General features: G+C 44.6%; 24 protein-coding genes, 1 rRNA gene and 2 other annotated features. All 25 genes read left to right on the forward strand.

Annotated elements, in window-relative coordinates:
* A 5S ribosomal RNA gene (gene rrf, locus AC2CGA_RS18035) occupies positions 1-76 on the forward strand; the annotation flags it as partial.
* 227 nt (positions 77-303) lie between these two features.
* Positions 304-768 (forward strand): transcriptional regulator CtsR, encoded by a 465-nt coding sequence (gene ctsR, locus AC2CGA_RS18040; protein ID WP_003156396.1) that lies wholly within the window; start codon positions 304-306, stop codon positions 766-768.
* Between the two features lie 13 nt (positions 769-781).
* On the forward strand, positions 782-1339 hold the full coding sequence (gene mcsA, locus AC2CGA_RS18045; protein WP_003156397.1) for a protein-arginine kinase activator protein McsA: 558 nt from the start codon (positions 782-784) through the stop codon (positions 1337-1339).
* Complete coding sequence (gene mcsB, locus AC2CGA_RS18050; RefSeq protein ID WP_003156398.1) at positions 1339-2430, forward strand: protein-arginine kinase McsB; 1092 nt, start codon at positions 1339-1341, stop codon at positions 2428-2430. The genes mcsA and mcsB overlap by 1 nt, the downstream gene beginning before the upstream one ends.
* Entirely contained in the window at positions 2427-4859 is a 2433-nt protein-coding gene (gene clpC, locus AC2CGA_RS18055) for an ATP-dependent protease ATP-binding subunit ClpC (RefSeq protein ID WP_007410388.1), read from the forward strand. The genes mcsB and clpC overlap by 4 nt, the downstream gene beginning before the upstream one ends.
* A gap of 93 nt (positions 4860-4952) precedes the next feature.
* Positions 4953-6332, forward strand: coding sequence for a DNA repair protein RadA (gene radA / locus AC2CGA_RS18060; protein WP_014304212.1), 1380 nt, complete (start codon positions 4953-4955; stop codon positions 6330-6332).
* A 3-nt stretch (positions 6333-6335) separates the two neighbouring features.
* Complete coding sequence (disA, locus tag AC2CGA_RS18065; protein WP_003156401.1) at positions 6336-7418, forward strand: DNA integrity scanning diadenylate cyclase DisA; 1083 nt, start codon at positions 6336-6338, stop codon at positions 7416-7418.
* Between the two features lie 113 nt (positions 7419-7531).
* On the forward strand, positions 7532-8632 hold the full coding sequence (locus AC2CGA_RS18070) for a PIN/TRAM domain-containing protein (RefSeq protein WP_003156403.1): 1101 nt from the start codon (positions 7532-7534) through the stop codon (positions 8630-8632).
* Positions 8633-8644: 12 nt separating this feature from the next.
* Positions 8645-9343: a 2-C-methyl-D-erythritol 4-phosphate cytidylyltransferase gene (gene ispD / locus AC2CGA_RS18075; RefSeq protein WP_003156405.1), complete on the forward strand. Its 699-nt coding sequence runs from the start codon at positions 8645-8647 to the stop codon at positions 9341-9343.
* Positions 9336-9812 (forward strand): 2-C-methyl-D-erythritol 2,4-cyclodiphosphate synthase, encoded by a 477-nt coding sequence (gene ispF, locus AC2CGA_RS18080; RefSeq protein ID WP_003156407.1) that lies wholly within the window; start codon positions 9336-9338, stop codon positions 9810-9812. The genes ispD and ispF overlap by 8 nt, the downstream gene beginning before the upstream one ends.
* Before the next feature lie 91 nt (positions 9813-9903).
* Entirely contained in the window at positions 9904-11355 is a 1452-nt protein-coding gene (gltX, locus tag AC2CGA_RS18085) for a glutamate--tRNA ligase (RefSeq protein WP_015388783.1), read from the forward strand.
* Positions 11356-11357: 2 nt separating this feature from the next.
* Positions 11358-11591: a binding site (T-box leader), on the forward strand.
* A gap of 75 nt (positions 11592-11666) precedes the next feature.
* Positions 11667-12320 (forward strand): serine O-acetyltransferase, encoded by a 654-nt coding sequence (cysE, locus tag AC2CGA_RS18090; RefSeq protein ID WP_003156410.1) that lies wholly within the window; start codon positions 11667-11669, stop codon positions 12318-12320.
* Positions 12317-13717 (forward strand): cysteine--tRNA ligase, encoded by a 1401-nt coding sequence (gene cysS, locus AC2CGA_RS18095; protein WP_003156411.1) that lies wholly within the window; start codon positions 12317-12319, stop codon positions 13715-13717. The genes cysE and cysS overlap by 4 nt, the downstream gene beginning before the upstream one ends.
* A gap of 4 nt (positions 13718-13721) precedes the next feature.
* Complete coding sequence (locus tag AC2CGA_RS18100) at positions 13722-14153, forward strand: Mini-ribonuclease 3 (protein WP_003156412.1); 432 nt, start codon at positions 13722-13724, stop codon at positions 14151-14153.
* Positions 14137-14886, forward strand: a complete 750-nt coding sequence (gene rlmB, locus AC2CGA_RS18105) for a 23S rRNA (guanosine(2251)-2'-O)-methyltransferase RlmB (RefSeq protein ID WP_139885654.1) — start codon at positions 14137-14139, stop codon at positions 14884-14886. Before AC2CGA_RS18100 ends, rlmB begins: the two co-directional genes overlap by 17 nt.
* Positions 14887-14892: 6 nt before the next feature.
* The gene (gene rae1, locus AC2CGA_RS18110; RefSeq protein ID WP_003156414.1) at positions 14893-15405 is read left to right on the forward strand and encodes a ribosome-dependent mRNA decay endonuclease Rae1/YacP; all 513 of its coding nucleotides are present in this window, start codon (positions 14893-14895) and stop codon (positions 15403-15405) included.
* A gap of 62 nt (positions 15406-15467) precedes the next feature.
* A complete protein-coding gene (gene sigH, locus AC2CGA_RS18115) occupies positions 15468-16124 on the forward strand; it encodes an RNA polymerase sporulation sigma factor SigH (protein WP_003156415.1) in 657 nt (218 codons plus the stop codon).
* Positions 16125-16209: 85 nt separating this feature from the next.
* Positions 16210-16359, forward strand: coding sequence for a 50S ribosomal protein L33 (gene rpmG, locus AC2CGA_RS18120; protein ID WP_003156421.1), 150 nt, complete (start codon positions 16210-16212; stop codon positions 16357-16359).
* 32 nt (positions 16360-16391) lie between these two features.
* Positions 16392-16571 (forward strand): preprotein translocase subunit SecE, encoded by a 180-nt coding sequence (gene secE / locus AC2CGA_RS18125; RefSeq protein ID WP_003156422.1) that lies wholly within the window; start codon positions 16392-16394, stop codon positions 16569-16571.
* Positions 16572-16735: 164 nt separating this feature from the next.
* Complete coding sequence (gene nusG, locus AC2CGA_RS18130; RefSeq protein WP_003156423.1) at positions 16736-17269, forward strand: transcription termination/antitermination protein NusG; 534 nt, start codon at positions 16736-16738, stop codon at positions 17267-17269.
* Positions 17270-17436: 167 nt separating this feature from the next.
* Positions 17437-17862 (forward strand): 50S ribosomal protein L11, encoded by a 426-nt coding sequence (rplK, locus tag AC2CGA_RS18135; RefSeq protein ID WP_003156430.1) that lies wholly within the window; start codon positions 17437-17439, stop codon positions 17860-17862.
* Between the two features lie 94 nt (positions 17863-17956).
* Positions 17957-18655 carry a 50S ribosomal protein L1 gene (gene rplA, locus AC2CGA_RS18140; protein ID WP_003156431.1) on the forward strand — a complete coding sequence of 233 codons (699 nt, stop codon included), beginning with the start codon at positions 17957-17959 and terminating at the stop codon, positions 18653-18655.
* A gap of 48 nt (positions 18656-18703) precedes the next feature.
* Positions 18704-18846 (forward strand) — a sequence feature (ribosomal protein L10 leader region).
* 63 nt (positions 18847-18909) lie between these two features.
* On the forward strand, positions 18910-19410 hold the full coding sequence (rplJ, locus tag AC2CGA_RS18145) for a 50S ribosomal protein L10 (RefSeq protein WP_003156433.1): 501 nt from the start codon (positions 18910-18912) through the stop codon (positions 19408-19410).
* Positions 19411-19451: 41 nt separating this feature from the next.
* On the forward strand, positions 19452-19823 hold the full coding sequence (rplL, locus tag AC2CGA_RS18150) for a 50S ribosomal protein L7/L12 (RefSeq protein ID WP_003156436.1): 372 nt from the start codon (positions 19452-19454) through the stop codon (positions 19821-19823).
* 91 nt (positions 19824-19914) lie between these two features.
* Complete coding sequence (locus tag AC2CGA_RS18155; protein ID WP_003156438.1) at positions 19915-20520, forward strand: class I SAM-dependent methyltransferase; 606 nt, start codon at positions 19915-19917, stop codon at positions 20518-20520.
* Positions 20521-20751: the final 231 nt, after the last annotated feature.

The raw sequence follows: 20751 nt of genomic DNA on the forward strand, positions 1-20751 counted from the left end.
CGAACACGGAAGTTAAGCTCTTCAGCGCCGATGGTAGTCGGGGGTTTCCCCCTGTGAGAGTAGGACGCCGCCAAGCTATCATTACGGTAAAGGCAGCTCATCATGAGCTGCCTTTTTTGTGTTTTTCTGCATACGTTATATAGTATGAGAAAAGTAACGATATGGCTTTTTGCAAAAGCAGGTTTTATGCTTGTGTAAAGTGGAAATAATAGAGATAGAGCGATACAGTTGAAAAATTTTGCGAAACACCTTATAGTAAGATTAAAGTCAAATATAGTCAAAGTCAATAAAGGAGGGGGTTGAGTGGGACATAATATTTCTGACATCATTGAACAGTACTTGAAACAAGTATTAGATCAAAATGGCAAAGAAATTTTAGAGATCAAACGCAGTGAAATCGCTGATAAATTTCAATGTGTTCCTTCCCAAATAAATTATGTCATCAACACCAGATTTACAAGTGAAAGAGGATATATTGTTGAAAGTAAACGGGGAGGCGGCGGTTATATTCGTATTATCAAAATTAAAATGAATAACGAAGTCGTCCTCATCAATAATATTATTTCGCAGATTCATACCCACTTGTCCCAGGCAGCCTCTGATGACATTATTCTCAGACTGTTAGAGGACGGAGTTATTTCGGAAAGAGAAGCTAAAATGATGGTGAGTGTAATGGATCGTTCAGTTCTATATATTGATTTGCCCGAACGGGATGAACTAAGAGCCAGAATGATGAAAGCAATGCTCACATCTTTAAAACTAAAGTAAGCGGGTGAAAAGATTGATTTGTCAAGAATGCAATGAGAGACCGGCCACTTTTCACTTTACGAAAGTTGTTAATGGAGAAAAGCAAGAAGTTCATATTTGTGAACAATGTGCAAAAGAAAATAGCGATTCATACAGTATAAGTGGAAACCAAGGGTTCTCGATTCATAATTTATTATCAGGGCTGCTGAATATGGAGTCCTCATTTCAAAACACCGGTTCTCAAATGTTCGGCTACTCAGAGCAAGGCACAGCTTGTAAGAAATGCGGTATGACGTTTCAGCAGCTGAGAAAAACAGGGCGTTTCGGCTGTGCGGAATGTTACGATACGTTCTACAGCCAAATTACGCCGATCTTGCGAAAAGTTCACAGCGGGAATACGGTGCATGCCGGGAAAATTCCAAAACGAATAGGCGGAAACCTGCATGTAAGACGGCAAATGGAAATGTTAAAAAAAGAACTTGAATCTTTAATACACCACGAAGAGTTTGAAAGAGCAGCGGAGGTCAGGGATCAGATCCGATCGTTAGAGCAGGAATTAAAAAGTACAGACAGTGAGGGGGAACAAGGGTAATGTCGCTCAAGCATTTTATTCAGGACGCACTAAGCAATTGGATGAAGCAAAAGGGACCTGAAAGTGACATTGTACTCAGCAGCCGTATACGGTTGGCCCGAAACTTTGAAAATATAAAGTTTCCCGCCCGGTATACGAATGAAGAAGCCTCATCCATCATTCAGCAATTCGAAGATCATTTTTCAGGTAAGGAACTGCCTGATATCGGTCAATTTCATTTAATCAGAATGAGTGAAGCTCAGCCTTTGGAAAAACGGGTGCTGATGGAGAAACATCTGATCAGCCCGAATTTAACGGAATCTCCTTTTGGCGGCTGTCTGCTTTCTGAAAATGAAGAAGTCAGCATTATGTTAAATGAAGAAGATCATATCAGAATTCAATGCCTCTTCCCCGGCTTCCAGCTTCTCAATGCCATAAAAGCGGCAAACCAGGTTGATGACTGGATTGAGGAGAAAGTGGATTACGCCTTTGGAGAGAAGAGAGGGTACTTAACAAGCTGTCCTACAAATGTAGGGACGGGACTAAGGGCTTCAGTCATGATGCATTTGCCGGGCCTTGTATTAACTAGGCAAATGAATCGAATTATCCCGGCAATTAACCAATTAGGCTTAGTTGTTAGAGGAATTTACGGTGAAGGCAGCGAAGCATTAGGAAATATCTTTCAAATTTCAAATCAAATCACACTCGGAAAATCAGAACAGGACATTGTAGATGATTTAAACAGTGTGGCTGCCCAGCTGATTGAGCAGGAACGTTCAGCCCGAGAAGCGCTTTACCAAACTTCGAAAATTGAATTGGAGGACCGGGTATTCAGATCTTACGGCGTTTTATCCAACTGCCGTATGATTGAATCAAAGGAAACGGCGAAATGCCTTTCTGACGTTCGGCTGGGGATAGACCTTGGGATCATCAAAGGGCTATCAAGCAATATACTTAATGAACTGATGATTTTGACACAGCCGGGTTTTCTCCAGCAATATTCGGGCGGTGCATTACGGCCGAACGAAAGAGACGCGAGAAGAGCGGCGCTTATCAGGGAAAGGCTGCATTTAGAAATGAGTGCAAATAGACAGGAGGATGATTCGATATGATGTTTGGAAGGTTTACAGAGCGAGCTCAAAAGGTATTGGCACTGGCACAGGAGGAAGCACTGCGCTTAGGCCATAACAATATTGGAACTGAACATATCTTATTAGGTCTGGTTCGTGAAGGAGAAGGGATTGCGGCTAAAGCACTCCAAGCACTCGGACTCGGTTCGGATAAAATTCAGAAAGAAGTGGAGAGCTTAATCGGACGGGGACAGGAAATGTCTCAAACGATTCATTATACGCCAAGAGCAAAAAAAGTCATTGAGCTCAGCATGGATGAAGCCAGAAAGCTAGGACATTCTTATGTGGGAACAGAACACATACTTCTCGGATTGATCCGTGAAGGAGAAGGCGTGGCGGCGAGAGTTCTGAATAATCTCGGTGTCAGCTTGAATAAAGCGAGACAGCAAGTGCTGCAGCTTCTGGGAAGCAATGAGACGGGGTCTTCTGCATCCGGTACCAACAGCAATGCAAACACGCCGACGCTTGACAGTCTGGCGCGTGATTTAACTGCGATTGCGAAGGAAGACAGTCTTGATCCGGTTATCGGGCGAAGCAAAGAAATTCAGCGTGTTATTGAGGTATTAAGCCGCAGAACGAAAAATAATCCCGTTCTTATCGGAGAACCGGGTGTAGGTAAAACTGCGATTGCTGAAGGCCTCGCACAGCAGATCATCAATAATGAAGTGCCGGAAATTTTACGTGATAAACGCGTAATGACGTTAGACATGGGTACGGTTGTAGCCGGTACGAAATACCGCGGAGAATTTGAAGACCGCTTGAAAAAAGTAATGGATGAAATACGTCAGGCCGGCAATATTATTTTATTCATTGACGAACTGCATACACTGATCGGAGCGGGGGGAGCAGAAGGTGCGATTGACGCATCGAATATCTTAAAACCTTCACTGGCCCGCGGAGAGCTTCAATGCATCGGTGCCACAACGCTTGATGAATACCGTAAATATATCGAAAAAGACGCGGCTCTCGAGCGCCGTTTCCAGCCGATTCAGGTGGATCAGCCGTCAGCCGATGAAAGCATTCAAATTTTAAAAGGGCTCCGTGACCGCTATGAAGCGCATCACCGCGTATCCATTACCGATGAAGCGATCGAAGCCGCGGTTAAATTGTCCGACCGTTATATTTCTGACCGCTTCCTTCCGGATAAAGCGATCGATTTAATTGATGAAGCCGGTTCAAAAGTGCGTCTCCGTTCTTTCACAACGCCTCCGAACTTAAAAGAGCTTGAGCAGAAACTCGATGAAGTTCGCAAGGAAAAAGACGCTGCCGTTCAGAGCCAGGAGTTTGAAAAAGCGGCTTCCCTTCGTGATACGGAGCAGCGCCTGAGAGAACAGGTGGAAGACACGAAAAAAACCTGGAAAGAAAAACAAGGCCAGGAGAACTCCGAAGTTTCTGTAGAGGATATCGCGATGGTTGTATCCAGCTGGACCGGGGTGCCCGTATCTAAAATTGCCCAAACGGAAACAGATAAGCTTCTCAATATGGAAAGCATTCTGCATTCCCGCGTCATCGGCCAGGATGAAGCCGTTGTAGCCGTGGCAAAGGCTGTCAGACGTGCAAGAGCCGGACTGAAGGACCCGAAACGTCCGATTGGTTCATTCATCTTCTTAGGCCCTACAGGCGTTGGGAAGACAGAGCTGGCAAGAGCGCTGGCGGAATCCATTTTCGGTGATGAGGAAGCGATGATCAGAGTGGATATGTCCGAATACATGGAGAAACACTCGACTTCGCGTCTTGTCGGTTCTCCTCCGGGATATGTCGGCTATGATGAAGGCGGCCAGCTGACAGAAAAAGTGAGAAGAAAACCTTACTCTGTCGTATTGCTTGATGAAATTGAAAAAGCACACCCTGATGTGTTTAACATTCTCCTGCAAGTGCTTGAAGACGGACGCTTGACTGATTCAAAAGGACGCACTGTGGATTTCCGCAACACGATCCTGATTATGACGTCAAACGTCGGGGCGAGCGAGCTGAAGCGCAACAAATATGTGGGCTTCAATGTCCAGGATGAATCACAAAACCATAAAGACATGAAAGACAAAGTCATGGGAGAGCTGAAGCGTGCCTTCAGACCTGAGTTTATCAACCGGATTGACGAAATTATCGTCTTCCACTCCCTTGAGAAAAAACATCTTACAGACATCGTGTCGCTTATGTCTGATCAGTTAACAAAACGTCTGAAAGAACAAGATCTCTCTATCGAGCTGACGGATGCTGCCAAAGCAAAAGTAGCAGAAGAGGGCGTCGATTTGGAATACGGCGCACGTCCGTTAAGAAGAGCGATTCAAAAGCATGTGGAGGACCGATTATCAGAAGAACTCCTCAGAGGCAATATTGATAAAGGCCAGCACATTGTTCTTGATGTTGAGGACGGCGAATTTGTCGTAAAAACAACTGCTAAAACGAACTAATATAGTGACAAACATGAGGCATACGTAAGCGAGTGTATGCCTCACTTTGTTATATAGAGAAATATTCGATAAGGAAGAGGTCTTACAACATATATGGCTAAATCAAAAACAAAATTCATCTGCCACTCATGCGGTTATGAATCCGCAAAATGGATGGGAAAGTGCCCGGGCTGCGGGGCTTGGAATACAATGGTGGAAGAAACCATAAAAAAAGCGCCGGCGAATCGGCGGGCGGCTTTCTCCCACTCCGTTCAAACCGTCCAGAAACCATCACCCATTACATCAATTGAAACATCAGAAGAACCCCGCGTTCAAACAAAGCTCGAAGAATTCAACAGAGTGCTTGGCGGCGGCGTTGTGAAAGGCTCGTTAGTATTGATCGGCGGCGATCCCGGAATCGGAAAATCCACGCTCCTTCTCCAAGTATCCGCACAATTAGCAGATACGGCCGGCAGCGTGCTTTACATTTCAGGGGAAGAATCCGTGAAGCAAACGAAGCTGCGCGCCGACAGACTTGGAATCAACAGCCAAATGTTACATGTTTTATCTGAAACCGATATGGAGTATATTTCGTCTGCTATACAAGAGATGAAACCCGCATTTGTTGTCGTAGACTCCATTCAGACCGTTTACCAAAGTGATATCACCTCAGCTCCCGGCAGTGTATCACAAGTAAGAGAGTGTACGGCCGAATTGATGAAAATCGCGAAAACAAACGGCATACCTATTTTTATCGTCGGACACGTCACAAAAGAAGGATCGATCGCAGGGCCGAGATTGCTTGAGCACATGGTCGATACCGTTCTATACTTTGAAGGAGAGCGGCATCATACATTCCGTATTTTGCGGGCCGTAAAAAACCGTTTCGGCTCAACAAATGAAATGGGCATCTTTGAAATGCGGGAAGAGGGGCTTACGGAAGTGCTCAACCCTTCTGAAATTTTCTTGGAAGAGCGTTCTGCCGGGGCATCGGGTTCGAGTATCGTTGCGTCAATGGAAGGAACGAGACCGATTCTGGTTGAAATCCAGGCGCTCATATCACCGACCAGTTTTGGAAACCCGCGCCGCATGGCTACAGGCATTGACCACAACAGGGTATCGTTAATTATGGCTGTGCTTGAGAAGCGGGTGGGTCTTTTGCTTCAAAATCAAGATGCATATTTAAAAGTCGCCGGCGGGGTCAAACTGGATGAACCGGCGATTGATTTGGCAGTAGCCGTCAGCATTGCCTCAAGCTTCAGAGATACACCGCCGAATCCCGCAGATTGCTTTATCGGTGAAGTGGGACTGACAGGAGAAGTCCGCAGGGTGTCAAGAATCGAACAGCGCGTAAAAGAAGCGGCGAAACTCGGCTTCAAGCGCATGATCATACCTGAGGCGAATGCAGACGGGTGGACAATACCAAAAGGGATTGAGGTTGTCGGAGTAGCAAATGTTGCAGAAGCGCTTCGTACTTCATTAGGAGGATCATAATAGATGGAAAAAGAGAAAAAAGGGGCGAAACAAGAGCTTGACCTGTCTGCAATTCTGCAGTTCGTTGCACCGGGCACCCCGCTCAGAGCCGGGATAGAGAATGTACTTCGGGCAAATACAGGCGGCCTGATTGTTGTCGGGTACAATGATAAGGTAAAGCAAGTCGTGGATGGCGGTTTTCATATTAATACATCATTTGCGCCCGCTCACTTATACGAGCTGGCCAAAATGGACGGTGCCATTATTTTAAGTGATTCCGGCCAGAAAATTCTTTATGCGAATACGCAGCTTATGCCGGAGGCGACCATTTCTTCTTCAGAAACGGGAATGAGGCACCGTACGGCGGAACGGGTGGCGAAGCAGACCGGCTGTCTCGTCATCGCCATTTCTGAGCGCAGAAATGTCATTACGTTATATCAGGACAGCATGAAGTACACACTAAAGGACATAGGTTTTATTTTAACAAAGGCAAATCAGGCCATTCAAACGCTCGAGAAGTATAAAACCATTTTAGACAAAACAATTACGGCTCTAAACGCATTAGAGTTTGAGGAGCTTGTGACATTCAGTGACGTGCTGTCTGTCATGCATCGGTATGAAATGGTGCTCCGAATAAAAAATGAAATCAATATGTATATTAAAGAACTCGGAACGGAAGGCCACTTAATCCGTCTGCAGGTGATTGAACTGATTACGGACATGGAAGAAGAGGCGGCACTTTTCATCAAAGACTATGTCAAAGAAAAAATCAAAGATCCGTTCGTGCTGTTAAAAGAGCTCCAGGATATGTCCAGCTATGATCTGCTGGATGATTCCATTCTGTTTAAACTGCTTGGATACCCGGCTTCTACGAATCTTGATGATTATGTGCTCCCGAGAGGCTACAGGCTGCTGAACAAAATTCCGCGTCTGCCGATGCCGATTGTTGAAAATGTGGTTGAGGCGTTCGGATTTTTGCCAAGCATAACGGAAGCCACTGTAGAAGAGCTTGATGATGTCGAGGGTATCGGCGAAGTGCGCGCCCAAAAGATCAAAAAAGGCTTAAAACGCCTTCAGGAAAAACACTATATAGATAGACAGCTTTAAGTATCGCTTAAACCTGTCGGAATCCGGGTATATTATTGTTAGTTTTTGTTTATTCTGAATTTGTAGGCTCTGACAGTCTGCTGAAAAAATGCTACTTAAAAGGAGGTGGAGGTATGTTAAAACGAATAGTTCAGGCGTTCTTCATTATTGTGGGCGGCGTTGTCGGTATCTTTTTAATACCTGAATTGTTTGTGCTGTCAAATATACAGGACATACCTTTAATAACAAACGCATATACGTCTGCTGCAATTGGTGCTATTATCTTTTTTCTCATCAGTATATGGACGACAGAATATGTGATTAATTGGGTAAAATGGATTGAAGATTCTTTGCTGAGAGCTCCGGTGCCGGATCTGTTATTCGGGAGTCTCGGATTGGTTTTTGGACTTATCATCGCATATCTCATTGTAAACGTGATTCCGCTGGACAATATTCCGTACCGTATATTCAGCACCATCATTCCGGTCTTTCTGGCTTTCTTTCTCGGTTATCTGGGCTTCCAAGTCGGATTTAAGAAAAAGGATGAACTGATCAGTCTTTTCTCCATTTCTGCAAGAATGCAGAAGAAAAAGGGAAGTGCTGATGAGGAGCAGGAAGAACAGGATAAAAGGCTGAAAATCTTGGATACAAGTGTTATTATTGATGGGAGAATTGCAGATATTTGTCAGACGGGCTTTTTAGAAGGCGTCATTGTCATTCCTCAATTTGTGCTGGAGGAATTACAGCATATCGCTGATTCTTCAGATGTTTTAAAACGTAACAGAGGACGCCGCGGACTGGATATCTTGAATCGCATTCAAAAGGAACTGGATATTACGGTTGAAATTTATGAAGGCGACTTCGAAGACATTCAGGAGGTTGACAGCAAGCTTGTCAAACTTGCGAAGCTGACATCCGGTGTCGTTGTGACGAATGATTTTAATTTAAATAAAGTATGCGAGCTTCAAAAGGTTGCGGTACTGAATATTAATGACCTTGCAAACGCGGTGAAGCCGGTTGTGCTTCCGGGCGAAGAGATGAATGTGCAGGTGATTAAGGACGGGAAAGAGCATAATCAAGGTGTGGCTTACTTAGATGACGGCACAATGATTGTTGTGGAAGAAGGCCGCAATTATATAGGGAAACATATTGATGTGCTCGTAACCAGCGTACTGCAGACAGCGGCGGGACGAATGATTTTTGCCAAGCCCAAGCTGCTTGAGAAAGCTCTTTAAGAGGGAGTTCATATGGAGTATGTTGTCGTTATTCCGGCTGCCGGACAAGGAAAACGGATGAAGGCCGGGAAAAATAAGCTGTTCATCAGCTTAAAAGGTGCGCCCGTTATTATACACACACTGCGGGTTTTTGAAAGCCACGCACCCTGTCAGAAAATAATCCTGGTGATAAACGAGAGTGAACGGGAAGATTTTCGCCAGCTGCTGGCCCAATTTCCGATTCAGACGGAAATTGAGCTTGTTACCGGAGGTGCGGAGCGTCAGCACAGTGTATACGAAGGACTGAAAGTGATTGATAAGGAATCGGTCGTGCTTGTTCATGACGGAGCGCGCCCGTTTGTCACACATCAGCATATCGATAAGCTCGTTGAAACAGCAGAGGAGGCGGGAGCGGCTGTCCTGGCTGTTCCTGTGAAAGACACGATAAAACGGGCGGAAGGCTCCCGGGCTGCGGAGACCTTTGATCGTTCAAGCTTGTGGGCCGTTCAAACGCCGCAAGCTTTTCGTCTTTCTTTATTGAAGACGGCGCATATGGAAGCGGAAAACAAAGGCTTCTTAGGTACGGATGACGCCAGCCTCGTCGAGCGTCTTGATGGATATCAGGTGAGTATCGTTGAAGGCAGCTATACCAATATTAAGCTGACAACGCCGGATGACCTGATATTTGCGGAAGCAATCATGAAAGCGGAAAGTGGGAATCATAATGTTTAGAATCGGACAAGGATTTGATGTGCATCAATTAACGGAAGGCCGTCCGCTCATCATCGGCGGAATTGAAATTCCTTATGAAAAGGGACTGCTCGGACATTCAGATGCTGATGTATTGCTGCATACAGTCGCAGACGCGTGTCTCGGAGCGGCAGGTGAAGGAGATATCGGCAAGCATTTCCCGGATACTGATCCGGAATTCAAGGATGCTGATTCTTTTAAGCTGCTTCAGCATGTCTGGAACATTGTAAAAGAAAAAGGGTACGTACTCGGAAATATAGACTGCACGATTATTGCGCAAAAGCCGAAAATGGCGCCGCATATTGATGCTATGAGAAAACGGATAGCGGAAGGCCTTGAGGCGGACGTCTCTCAAGTAAACGTAAAAGCGACGACGACTGAAAAGCTCGGGTTTACCGGAAGAGCCGAAGGAATTGCCGCTCAGGCAACCGTTCTGATTCAAAAAGCCTGATCATTGTTTTGATGCCGGGTCTATTTGGTGGTAGAATAGATACATATATTCGGCTAGAGGCTACAGACGAGATGAAAGGAAGTATTTGAACATGGGAAATGAAGTACGCGTTCGTTATGCACCGAGTCCGACCGGACATTTGCATATCGGTAACGCCAGAACGGCGCTTTTTAACTATTTATTTGCCCGCAGCCAAGGCGGAAAGTTTATTATCCGGATTGAGGATACGGACAAAAAGCGAAATATTGAAGGCGGAGAGCAAAGTCAGCTTAACTATTTGAAATGGCTCGGCATGGACTGGGATGAAAGTGTGGATGTCGGCGGAGAATACGGCCCGTACCGCCAGTCTGAGCGTAACGACATTTACAAAGAGTACTATGAAGAGCTTCTTGAAAAAGGGCTTGCTTATAAATGTTTCTGTACGGAAGAAGAACTTGAAAAAGAACGTGAAGAGCAAATCGCCCGCGGGGAAATGCCGCGCTATTCCGGCAAACACAGAAACCTGACTCAGGAAGAGCAGGAGCAGTTTTTAGCCGAAGGCAGACAGCCGAGCATCCGTTTCCGCGTGCCGGAAGGGAAAATCATCGCATTTAACGATATCGTAAAAGGCGAGATTTCTTTTGAATCAGACGGCATCGGCGACTTTGTCATCGTCAAAAAAGACGGAACACCGACGTATAACTTTGCCGTCGCGATTGACGATTACTTAATGAAAATGACGCACGTGCTCCGCGGTGAGGATCACATTTCAAATACACCGAAACAGATCATGATTTTCCAGGCATTCGGCTGGGATATTCCTGTCTTCGGACATATGACGCTTATCGTAAACGAAAGCCGCAAAAAATTAAGTAAACGTGATGAATCAATTATCCAGTTTATTGAGCAGTATGATGAGCTGGGTTACCTGCCTGAAGCGCTGTTTAACTTTATCGGACTTCTCGGCTGGTCTCCCGTCGGTGAAGAAGAGCTTTTCACAAGAGAACAATTCATTGAAATTTTTGATGTAAATCGTTTGTCTAAGTCACCGGCTCTGTTTGATATGCATAAACTGAAATGGGTCAACAACCAATACGTCAAAGCGCTGGATCTTGATCAAGTGGTTGAGCTGACCCTGCCGCACCTGCAAAAAGCAGGAAAAGTCGGCACTGAGCTTTCTGCCGAAGAACAGGAATGGGTTCGTAAATTAATCTCTCTTTACCATGAGCAATTGAGCTACGGCGCTGAAATTGTCGAGCTTACTGATTTGTTCTTTAAAGATGAGATCGAGTATAATCAAGAGGCAAAAGCCGTTCTGGAAGAAGAACAGGTGCCTGAAGTGCTCAGCGTATTTGCTGCGAAGCTTGAAGAGCTTGAAGAATTTACGCCTGAGCTGATCAAAGCCTCAATCAAAGCTGTTCAGAAAGAAACAGGCCATAAAGGCAAAAAGCTGTTCATGCCGATTCGTGTAGCGGTTACCGGTCAGACACACGGTCCGGAGCTTCCGCAGGCCATTGAGCTGATCGGCAGAGAAACAGCCGTCAGACGCCTGAAAAGCATTTAAATATACGATTGTTGACAGGGAAGAGTATAAAACAATGACCATTACAGAAAGAATCTTCATCGGCTGAGAGAGATTCATGCGTCATGTTTTAGAAGTGCGCCCTTAAGACCTTTGAAGAACATTTCTGCGGAAATCAGTATTTAAAGGCGGCCGCCGCCGTTACCGGCTTTTAAGTTGGGAAAACAGTGACTTGTTTTTCAAACAGAGTGGAACCGCGCGGTAAAAGCGTCTCTGTCATGTTTACATGCAGAGGCGCTTTTTTTTATAGGCGGAAAAACAGACTGGAGCGGGGAGAGAATGGGGGGAAGCATGTGTTTTTTAAAATGCTAAAAGAAGACATAGATACAGTGTTCGATCAAGATCCGGCAGCAAGAAGCTATTTCGAAGTTGTTTTAACTTATTCTGGTTTACATGCTATATGGGCGCATCGGATTGCACATGCTTTATATAAACGGAGATTTTTCTTCCTGGCGCGCCTGATATCACAGATTGCCCGTTTCTTTACCGGAATTGAAATCCATCCCGGCGCGACCATCGGGAGAAGGTTTTTCATTGACCACGGTATGGGGGTCGTCATAGGGGAAACGTGTGAAATCGGCAATAACGTGACGGTATTCCAAGGTGTCACTCTCGGGGGAACGGGAAAAGAAAAGGGGAAGCGGCATCCGACCATAAAAGATGATGCTTTAATTGCAACCGGAGCGAAGGTGCTCGGCTCTATTACGGTCGGGCAGGGTTCTAAAGTAGGGGCCGGCTCCGTTGTGCTTCGTGATGTTCCCGACTTTTCGACCGTTGTCGGCATACCGGGGAAAGTCGTCATTCAGAACGGAAGAAAAATCAAACGCGATCTCAATCACCAAGACTTGCCCGATCCGGTTGCTGACCGGTTTAGAGCATTGGAGCAGCAGATTTTTGAACTGCAGGCTGAACTGGAAGATAAAAAAGAAAGGATCAACCAAAAATGACCATTACACTTTATAATACATTGACACGGAAAAAGGAAACATTCGTTCCTCTTGAGGAAGGCAAAGTAAAAATGTACGTGTGCGGACCTACTGTATACAACTATATTCATATCGGAAACGCCCGTCCGGCGATTGTGTATGATACCGTACGCAACTATTTGGAGTATAAAGGATACGATGTTCAATACGTATCGAATTTCACCGATGTTGACGACAAACTGATTAAGGCGGCCAACGAGCTCGGCGAGGACGTCCCGACCGTTTCTGAACGGTTCATTAAAGCGTATTTTGAAGACGTGGGCGCCCTCGGATGCCGGAAAGCGGATCTACACCCCCGGGTCATGGAAAACATGGACGCCATTATTGAATTTGTCAGCGAGCTGATTAAAAAAGGCTACGCTTATGAATCAGAAGGCGACGTCTATTTCAAAACAAGGGCCTTCGAAGGCTACGGCAAGCTATCTCAACAATCAATTGATGAACTCAGATCAGGCGCGCGTATCCGTGTCGGCGAGAAGAAAGAGGATGCGCTGGACTTTGCGCTTTGGAAAGCTGCTAAGGACGGAGAAATTTCATGGGATAGCCCTTGGGGAAAAGGCCGCCCGGGCTGGCATATTGAATGCTCCGCAATGGTGAAAAAGTATTTGGGTGACGAAATCGATATTCACGCCGGCGGTCAGGACCTGACATTCCCGCACCATGAAAACGAAATCGCGCAATCTGAAGCATTAACAGGCAAGACATTCGCAAAATACTGGCTTCACAACGGATATATCAATATCGATAATGAGAAAATGTCAAAATCGCTCGGCAACTTTGTTTTGGTGCACGATATCATTAAGCAATATGACCCGCAGCTTTTGAGATTTTTCATGCTGTCCGTTCATTACCGCCACCCGATCAACTATTCGGAAGAGCTGCTTGAGAAAACAAAAAACGCGTTTAACCGCCTGAAGACGGCATACAGTAATTTAAACCATCGTTTGATTAGCAGCACGAATCTGACTGACAATGATGAGGAATGGCTCGCTAAAATCGAAGAGCACCGCACTGCGTTTGAAGAAGCAATGGATGATGATTTTAATACGGCGAATGCGATTTCCGTTTGGTTTGATCTGGCAAAGCTCGCCAATTACTACATGCAGGAAGACAATACGGCGGATCACGTCATTAAAGCCTTTATCAGCATGTTTGACAGAATCGGATCTGTTCTCGGACTTACGCTCGGCGAAGAAGAGCTTGTCGACGAAGAGATTGAAGAGTTGATTGAGAAGAGAAATGAAGCCCGCCGCAATCGCGATTTCGCTTTGTCAGACCAGATTCGCGATCAGCTGAAAAGCATGAATATCATTCTTGAAGATACAGCCCAGGGAACTCGCTGGAAGCGGGGAGAATAAGCGGATGCTTCAATTTGAACAAATCAAAGATTCAAAGCAGTTAAACGGTCTTGCGCTTGCTTATATGGGTGATGCCATTTTTGAAATATACGTCCGGCATCACCTGCTTAAGCAGGGCTTTACGAAACCGAATGACCTTCATAAGAAGGCGAGCCGGATTGTATCGGCAAAATCACAGGCAGACATATTGTTCCGCCTTCAGGACGAATCCTTTTTCACGGAGGAAGAGGAAGCCGTGCTGAGAAGAGGCAGAAACGCGAAATCAGGGACGACGCCTAAAAACACAGATGTACAGACGTACCGCCATAGTACAGCTTTTGAGGCTTTACTCGGATACCTTTTTCTTGAGAAAAGAGAAGAAAGACTGAATCAGCTGATTGCTGAGGCTATACAAGTCGGGACGTCAGGGAGGAAAACAAATGAGTCAGCAACATGATTACGTCATAGGAAAAAACGCTGTGATTGAGACGTTAAAGTCAGATCGCAAGCTGTATAAGTTATGGATGGCGGAAAACACAGTAAAAGGACAGGCGCAGCAAGTTATGGAGCTTGCTAAAAAGCGCGGCGTCACCATTCAATTTGTACCGAGGAAAAAACTCGATCAGATGGTGGAGGGGCAGCATCAGGGTGTTGTCGCCCAGGTGGCGGCATATGAATATGCACAATTAGACGAATTATATAAAAGAGCGGAAGAGAGAAACGAACAGCCTTTCTTTCTCATATTGGACGAGCTGGAAGACCCTCATAATCTCGGTTCCATCATGAGAACGGCTGACGCTGTCGGTGCACACGGCATTGTGATTCCGAAACGCAGAGCGGTCGGACTGACATCGACGGTCGCAAAAGCTTCGACCGGTGCGATTGAACACATTCCCGTCGTGAAGGTGACCAACCTTGCCCGGACACTTGATGAAATGAAGGGGCGGGGGATTTGGGTCGTCGGAACGGATGCATCCGCCCGGGAAGACTACCGCTCTATGGACGGCAAGATGCCTTTGGCGCTCGTTATCGGAAGCGAAGGCAGAGGAATGGGCCGGCTTGTGAAAGAGAAATGTGATTTTCTCATTAAACTTCCGATGGCCGGAAAAGTCACGTCTCTGAATGCGTCGGTAGCGGCCGGCCTTCTCATGTATGAAGTCTACCGGAAGCGCAATCCTTTAGGGGAATGAAGACAGATGGACATCCTGTTAGTAGACGGATACAACATGATTGGAGCTTGGCCGCAGCTAAAGGATTTAAAAGCGAACAGTTTTGAAGAAGCGAGAGATGTACTGATCCAGAAGATGGCGGAATATCAGTCCTACACGGGAATCAGAGTCATTGTGGTGTTTGACGCACATCTGGTAAAAGGCATAGAGAAAAAACAAACGAATCACAGAGTCGAAGTGATTTTTACACGGGAGAATGAGACGGCGGATGAGCGGATCGAGAAGCTTGCCCAGGCGCTGAATAATATTGCGACACAGATTCATGTCGCAACCTCCGATTATACGGAGCAGTGGGCGATTTTCGGACAAGGGGCTCTCCGTAAATCCGCCCGGGAGCTTCTGAGGGAAGTGGATACGATAGAACGGCGGATTCAAAGGCGGGTTTCAAAGATCACTTCTGAAAAACCACCGGGTAAAATCGAGCTGTCCGAAGAGGTTTTGAAAACGTTTGAAAAGTGGCGCCGAGGCGGTCTGGATTAGGTTGACGCTTTTTCGCCCATTAATGTATAATATTTCTATCTACGTGCGCCGGGGGGATCGCAGTGAATCTACAGAACAGCAAGGGAAAGTTCAACAAAGTGCAATTTTGCCAGTTGGAGGACGAGCAGGTCATTGAAAAGGTTCATGTTGGGGATAGTGATGCGTTAGATTACTTGATTACGAAGTACCGTAATTTTGTACGGGCGAAAGCAAGGTCTTATTTTTTAATAGGGGCCGACAGAGAAGATATTGTACAGGAAGGGATGATAGGCTTATATAAGTCTATCCGAGACTTTAGAGAGGACAAGCTTACTTCATTTAAAGCTTTTGCAGAATTATGCATTACCCGCCAGATTATTACCGCAATAAAGACAGCTACCCGTCAGAAACACATTCCTTTAAATTCCTATGTTTCTTTAGACAAACCTATTTTTGATGAAGAATCTGACAGAACACTGCTTGATGTCATTTCAGGCGCTAAAACGTTAAATCCTGAAGAGATGATTATTAATCAGGAAGAATTTGATGATATCGAAATGAAAATGGGAGAACTGCTGAGCGATCTGGAGAGAAAGGTGCTTGTTCTGTACTTGGACGGAAGAAGTTACCAGGAAATTTCAGATGATTTAAACCGACACGTAAAATCAATCGATAATGCCCTGCAGCGCGTGAAGCGCAAGCTTGAAAAGTATTTGGAAATAAGAGAAATCAGTCTGTAGCGGGTTTCTGTGTCATATTGACAGAATTTTTCTGACTGTGCTATTTTATTAAGATAAATGATTGTTTAGGAAAAGGTGTAACGACATGAGAAAAAAGATTACGCTGGCATGCAAAACATGCGGAAATCGTAATTATACGACAATGAAAAGCTCTGCATCAGCGGCTGAGCGGTTAGAAGTTAAGAAGTACTGCAGCACTTGCAATTCACATACAGCTCATTTAGAAACAAAATAGTGTTCGCTTTTTAAATTGTGGAGGTCTTTTACATGCGCATGATGAGTTTCTTTAAAGATGTTGGGAAAGAAATGAAAAAGGTTAGCTGGCCTAAAGGCAAAGAGTTAACGCGCTATACGATCACGGTGATTTCAACGGTTATCTTTTTTGTTATCTTTTTTGCCCTCCTTGATACAGGAATTTCTCAATTAATTCGTTTAATAGTTGAATAATGATCAGCAATACGTGCTATAATAGATCATAATATCGTTTGCCAAAACCCGTTCAGCGGGTTTTTTATTGTGTTGAAAAAAGGATTCATAGGCTCTGAGCCTATTTTTTGTTTTACACTTCATTTTTAAATGCGGGGAGGGAAGGACTGCAGAGTCCTGATAGAATGGAAAAGAATTGGTATGTTGTTCATACGTATTCCGGTTATGAAAACAAAGTAAAAGCGAACCTTGAAAAACGTGTGGAATCAATGGGAATGCAGGATAAAATTTTCCGCGTTGTCGTCCCTGAAGAGGAAGAGACTGATATTAAGAACGGCAAGAAAAAAGTAGTCAAAAAGAAAGTGTTCCCGGGTTATGTGCTTGTTGAAATCGTCATGACTGATGATTCCTGGTATGTGGTCCGCAACACGCCGGGCGTTACCGGATTCGTCGGGTCAGCCGGTTCAGGCTCAAAGCCGACTCCGCTTCTTCCTGGCGAAGCGGAAACCATCTTAAAGCGGATGGGCATGGATGAGCGGAAAACCGACATTGATTTTGAATTGAATGAGACAGTCAAAGTCATAGACGGACCTTTCGCCAACTTTACAGGATCAATTGAAGAGATTGATTATGATAAGAGCAAAGTGAAAGTATTCGTTAACATGTTCGGCCGTGAAACGCCGGTTGAGCTGGAATTTACCCAGATCGACAAATTGTAATGTGAAAAAACTTGAAATTGCTATATATTAATGATAATATAGCAAAGGTACGTCTTGGACTAATCCAAGGCAGCTAGCTTGATATTTCGTCATTCATATAAAGAATGAAACCTTGAGTGGGAGGGTTTACCCTATTACCACATCACGGACTTAAGGAGGTGTGTCTCGTGGCTAAAAAAGTAGTAAAAGTTGTAAAATTGCAAATTCCTGCTGGAAAAGCTAACCCAGCGCCGCCAGTTGGACCTGCACTAGGTCAAGCCGGTGTAAATATCATGGGATTCTGTAAGGAGTTTAACGCTCGTACAGCTGACCAAGCTGGTTTAATCATTCCTGTTGAAATTTCGGTTTACGAAGACCGTTCATTTACATTTATTACAAAAACTCCGCCTGCTGCAGTATTGCTTAAAAAAGCAGCTGGAATTGAGTCTGGTTCTGGTGAACCAAACCGTAATAAAGTGGCAACCGTTAAGCGCGATAAGGTTCGCGAAATCGCTGAAACGAAAATGCCTGACTTAAACGCAGCAGACGTTGAAGCGGCAATGCGCATGGTTGAAGGTACTGCCCGCAGTATGGGTATCGTTATCGAGGATTAATTTGTTTCTTGTCGGGTTGCGAGTTTTCACAAGTTCGCAACCCTTATTCGTGGGAGGTTATTCCGCTATAACCACATAAGGAGGAAATTTTAAAATGGCTAAAAAAGGTAAAAAGTACGTTGAAGCTGCGAAGCTTGTAGACCGTGCGAAAGCTTACGACGTCGCTGAAGCAGTGGCGCTTACTAAAAAAACAAACACAGCTAAATTCGACGCTACAGTTGAAGTTGCTTTTCGTTTAGGGGTTGACCCTCGTAAAAACGATCAGCAAATCCGCGGTGCAGTTGTACTTCCTAACGGAACTGGTAAAACTCAGCGCGTGCTTGTATTCGCTAAAGGCGAAAAAGCAAAAGAAGCTGAAGCTGCCGGTGCAGACTACGTCGGCGATTCTGATTACATCGCGAAAATCCAGCAAGGCTGGTTCGAATTCGATGTAATCGTTGCGACTCCTGACATGATGGGTGAAGTCGGTAAAATCGGCCGTGTGCTTGGACCAAAAGGTCTTATGCCAAACCCTAAAACAGGAACTGTTACATTCGAAGTAGAAAAAGCAATCGGCGAAATCAAAGCTGGTAAAGTAGAATACCGCGTTGACAAAGCTGGTAACATCCATGTTCCGATCGGAAAAGTTTCTTTCGAGGATGAAAAACTTGTTGAGAACTTCACAACAATGTATGATACAATCCTGAAAGCAAAACCGGCTGCGGCTAAAGGTGTTTACGTGAAAAACGTTGCCGTTACTTCTACTATGGGCCCTGGTGTCAAAGTAGACGCTTCTACTTTCAACGTAAAATAATATTTGACTTTAGATCAGCATTCTGATATGATTCAAAATGTTGTAAAATATAATATGTCATTTATACCGTAGACAGCAGGGGCCGTTGAGGCTTAATATCCTGCCGAGGTGTATATATATCACAGCTATTACGTTACGTATGCTTGTATATACAGCCTCCATGTCCACATGGAGGCTTTTTATATGAAATCGTCGTCACAGTCGTGATCACCTAGCGGTATAAGTGTTACACAAAATCTACAGGAGGTGTAACCATGAGCAGCGCAATTGATACAAAAAAAGTTGTTGTTGAAGAGATTGCTTCTAAACTGAAAGAAAGCAAATCAACGATCATCGTTGACTACCGCGGACTTAACGTTTCTGAAGTAACTGAACTCCGTAAACAGCTTCGCGAAGCTAACGTAGAGTTCAAAGTGTACAAAAACACAATGACTCGCCGTGCGGTTGAACAAGCTGAACTTGATGGTTTGAATGATGTCTTAACTGGACCGAATGCGATCGCATTCAGTACTGAAGATGTTGTCGCTCCGGCAAAAGTTCTTAACGAGTTCGCGAAAAATCACGAAGCTCTGGAAATCAAAGCGGGCGTTATCGAAGGAAAAGTATCTTCTGTTGAAGAAGTGAAAGCTCTTGCTGAACTTCCTTCACGCGATGGCTTACTTTCTATGTTGCTTAGCGTACTTCAAGCTCCAGTTCGCAACCTTGCACTTGCAGCTAAAGCAGTTGCAGACCAAAAGGAAGAACAAGGCGCTTAATCTGATTTTACCCTAAAATAAAACAAATGGAGGAATTTCAAATGGCTTTAAATATCGAAGAAATCATTGCTTCCGTTAAAGAAGCAACTGTACTTGAATTGAACGACCTAGTAAAAGCAATCGAAGAAGAATTTGGCGTAACTGCTGCTGCTCCTGTAGCTGTAGCTGGCGGAGCTGCTGCTGGCGGCGCTGCTGAAGAGCAAAGCGAATTCGACCTTATCCTTGCTGGTGCAGGTTCTCAGAAAATCAAAGTTATCAAAGTTGTTCGTGAAATCACTGGTCTTGGCTTGAAAGAAGCTAAAGAACTTGTTGACAACACTCCAAAACCACTTAAAGAAGGTATTGCGAAAGAAGAAGCTGAAGAGCTTAAAGCTAAACTTGAAGAAGTTGGCGCTTCTGTAGAAGTTAAGTAATCTTCACTTGCCTGTAGGGGAAGCTCGCTTTTATGAGGCGGGCTTTTTCTTTGCTTTTCTTTAAGTGCAATTAAAAAAGGAGGTTCTAATAATGAGTGAACACTATTATTCAGAAAAACCTTCAGTTAAAAGCGATAAACAGACATGGTCATTTACACTGCGGAACAGATCTTATACATTCACAAGTGACAGCGGCGTTTTCTCGAAAAAGGAAGTTGATTTCGGTTCGCGTGTCTTAATTGAAGCGTTTGAAGAGCCGGAGATCGATGGTGACTTCCTGGATGCAGGCTGCGGTTACGGCCCGATCGGTCTGTCGCTCGCCGGTGCATTTACAGACCGGACCGTGCACATGATTGACGTGAATGAAAGAGCCGTAGAGCTGTCAAATGAAAATGCAGAAAAAAACGGAATAAAAAACGTTCGGATTTATCAGAGTGATTTATTTTCAAATATTGATTCTGCTCAAACATTTGCTTCTATTCTTACAAACCCCCCAATCCGCGCCGGAAAAAAAGTTGTCCATGCCATTTTTGAAAAAAGCGCTGAGCATTTAAGGGCTTCAGGTGAATTGTGGATCGTTATACAGAAAAAACAGGGCGGGCCTTCTGCCATTGAAAAACTGAAGGAGCTTTTTGACGAAGTTTCTGTGGTTCAAAAAAAGAAAGGCTATTATATCATAAAAGCAAAAAAAGTTTGACTTGAATTTTCAGCTATGTTAATATTGTAAAATGCCAATGTATATATTTTGCATGATATGCTCAAATAATCATAGTGCATGTATAAATTATACAAACATGGGAATGCTAATAAAATCGGTATTTGTTTTTGGATGTGGTTTTCTTAATTAGAAACCCTTTTTTCTTTTGTCTTGTAAAAGTATTTCTTTATCGTAAGAGATGCTTATTACACATATAATACGCATGATTTG

It is taken from the genome of Bacillus sp. SYZHCR11, assembly GCF_057196865.1.

Bases quoted from the DNA above. Each gene is read 5' to 3' on its own strand.
- mcsB (WP_003156398.1), top strand. From the start codon at position 1,339: ATGTCGCTCAAGCATTTTATTCAGGACGCACTAAGCAATTGGATGAAG.
- clpC (WP_007410388.1), top strand. From the start codon at position 2,427: ATGATGTTTGGAAGGTTTACAGAGCGAGCTCAAAAGGTATTGGCACTG.
- radA (WP_014304212.1), top strand. From the start codon at position 4,953: ATGGCTAAATCAAAAACAAAATTCATCTGCCACTCATGCGGTTATGAA.
- disA (WP_003156401.1), top strand. From the start codon at position 6,336: ATGGAAAAAGAGAAAAAAGGGGCGAAACAAGAGCTTGACCTGTCTGCA.
- AC2CGA_RS18070 (WP_003156403.1), top strand. From the start codon at position 7,532: ATGTTAAAACGAATAGTTCAGGCGTTCTTCATTATTGTGGGCGGCGTT.
- ispD (WP_003156405.1), top strand. From the start codon at position 8,645: ATGGAGTATGTTGTCGTTATTCCGGCTGCCGGACAAGGAAAACGGATG.
- ispF (WP_003156407.1), top strand. From the start codon at position 9,336: ATGTTTAGAATCGGACAAGGATTTGATGTGCATCAATTAACGGAAGGC.
- gltX (WP_015388783.1), top strand. From the start codon at position 9,904: ATGGGAAATGAAGTACGCGTTCGTTATGCACCGAGTCCGACCGGACAT.
- cysS (WP_003156411.1), top strand. From the start codon at position 12,317: ATGACCATTACACTTTATAATACATTGACACGGAAAAAGGAAACATTC.
- AC2CGA_RS18100 (WP_003156412.1), top strand. From the start codon at position 13,722: ATGCTTCAATTTGAACAAATCAAAGATTCAAAGCAGTTAAACGGTCTT.
- rlmB (WP_139885654.1), top strand. From the start codon at position 14,137: ATGAGTCAGCAACATGATTACGTCATAGGAAAAAACGCTGTGATTGAG.
- rae1 (WP_003156414.1), top strand. From the start codon at position 14,893: ATGGACATCCTGTTAGTAGACGGATACAACATGATTGGAGCTTGGCCG.
- rpmG (WP_003156421.1), top strand. From the start codon at position 16,210: ATGAGAAAAAAGATTACGCTGGCATGCAAAACATGCGGAAATCGTAAT.
- secE (WP_003156422.1), top strand. From the start codon at position 16,392: ATGCGCATGATGAGTTTCTTTAAAGATGTTGGGAAAGAAATGAAAAAG.
- nusG (WP_003156423.1), top strand. From the start codon at position 16,736: ATGGAAAAGAATTGGTATGTTGTTCATACGTATTCCGGTTATGAAAAC.
- rplA (WP_003156431.1), top strand. From the start codon at position 17,957: ATGGCTAAAAAAGGTAAAAAGTACGTTGAAGCTGCGAAGCTTGTAGAC.
- rplJ (WP_003156433.1), top strand. From the start codon at position 18,910: ATGAGCAGCGCAATTGATACAAAAAAAGTTGTTGTTGAAGAGATTGCT.
- rplL (WP_003156436.1), top strand. From the start codon at position 19,452: ATGGCTTTAAATATCGAAGAAATCATTGCTTCCGTTAAAGAAGCAACT.
- AC2CGA_RS18155 (WP_003156438.1), top strand. From the start codon at position 19,915: ATGAGTGAACACTATTATTCAGAAAAACCTTCAGTTAAAAGCGATAAA.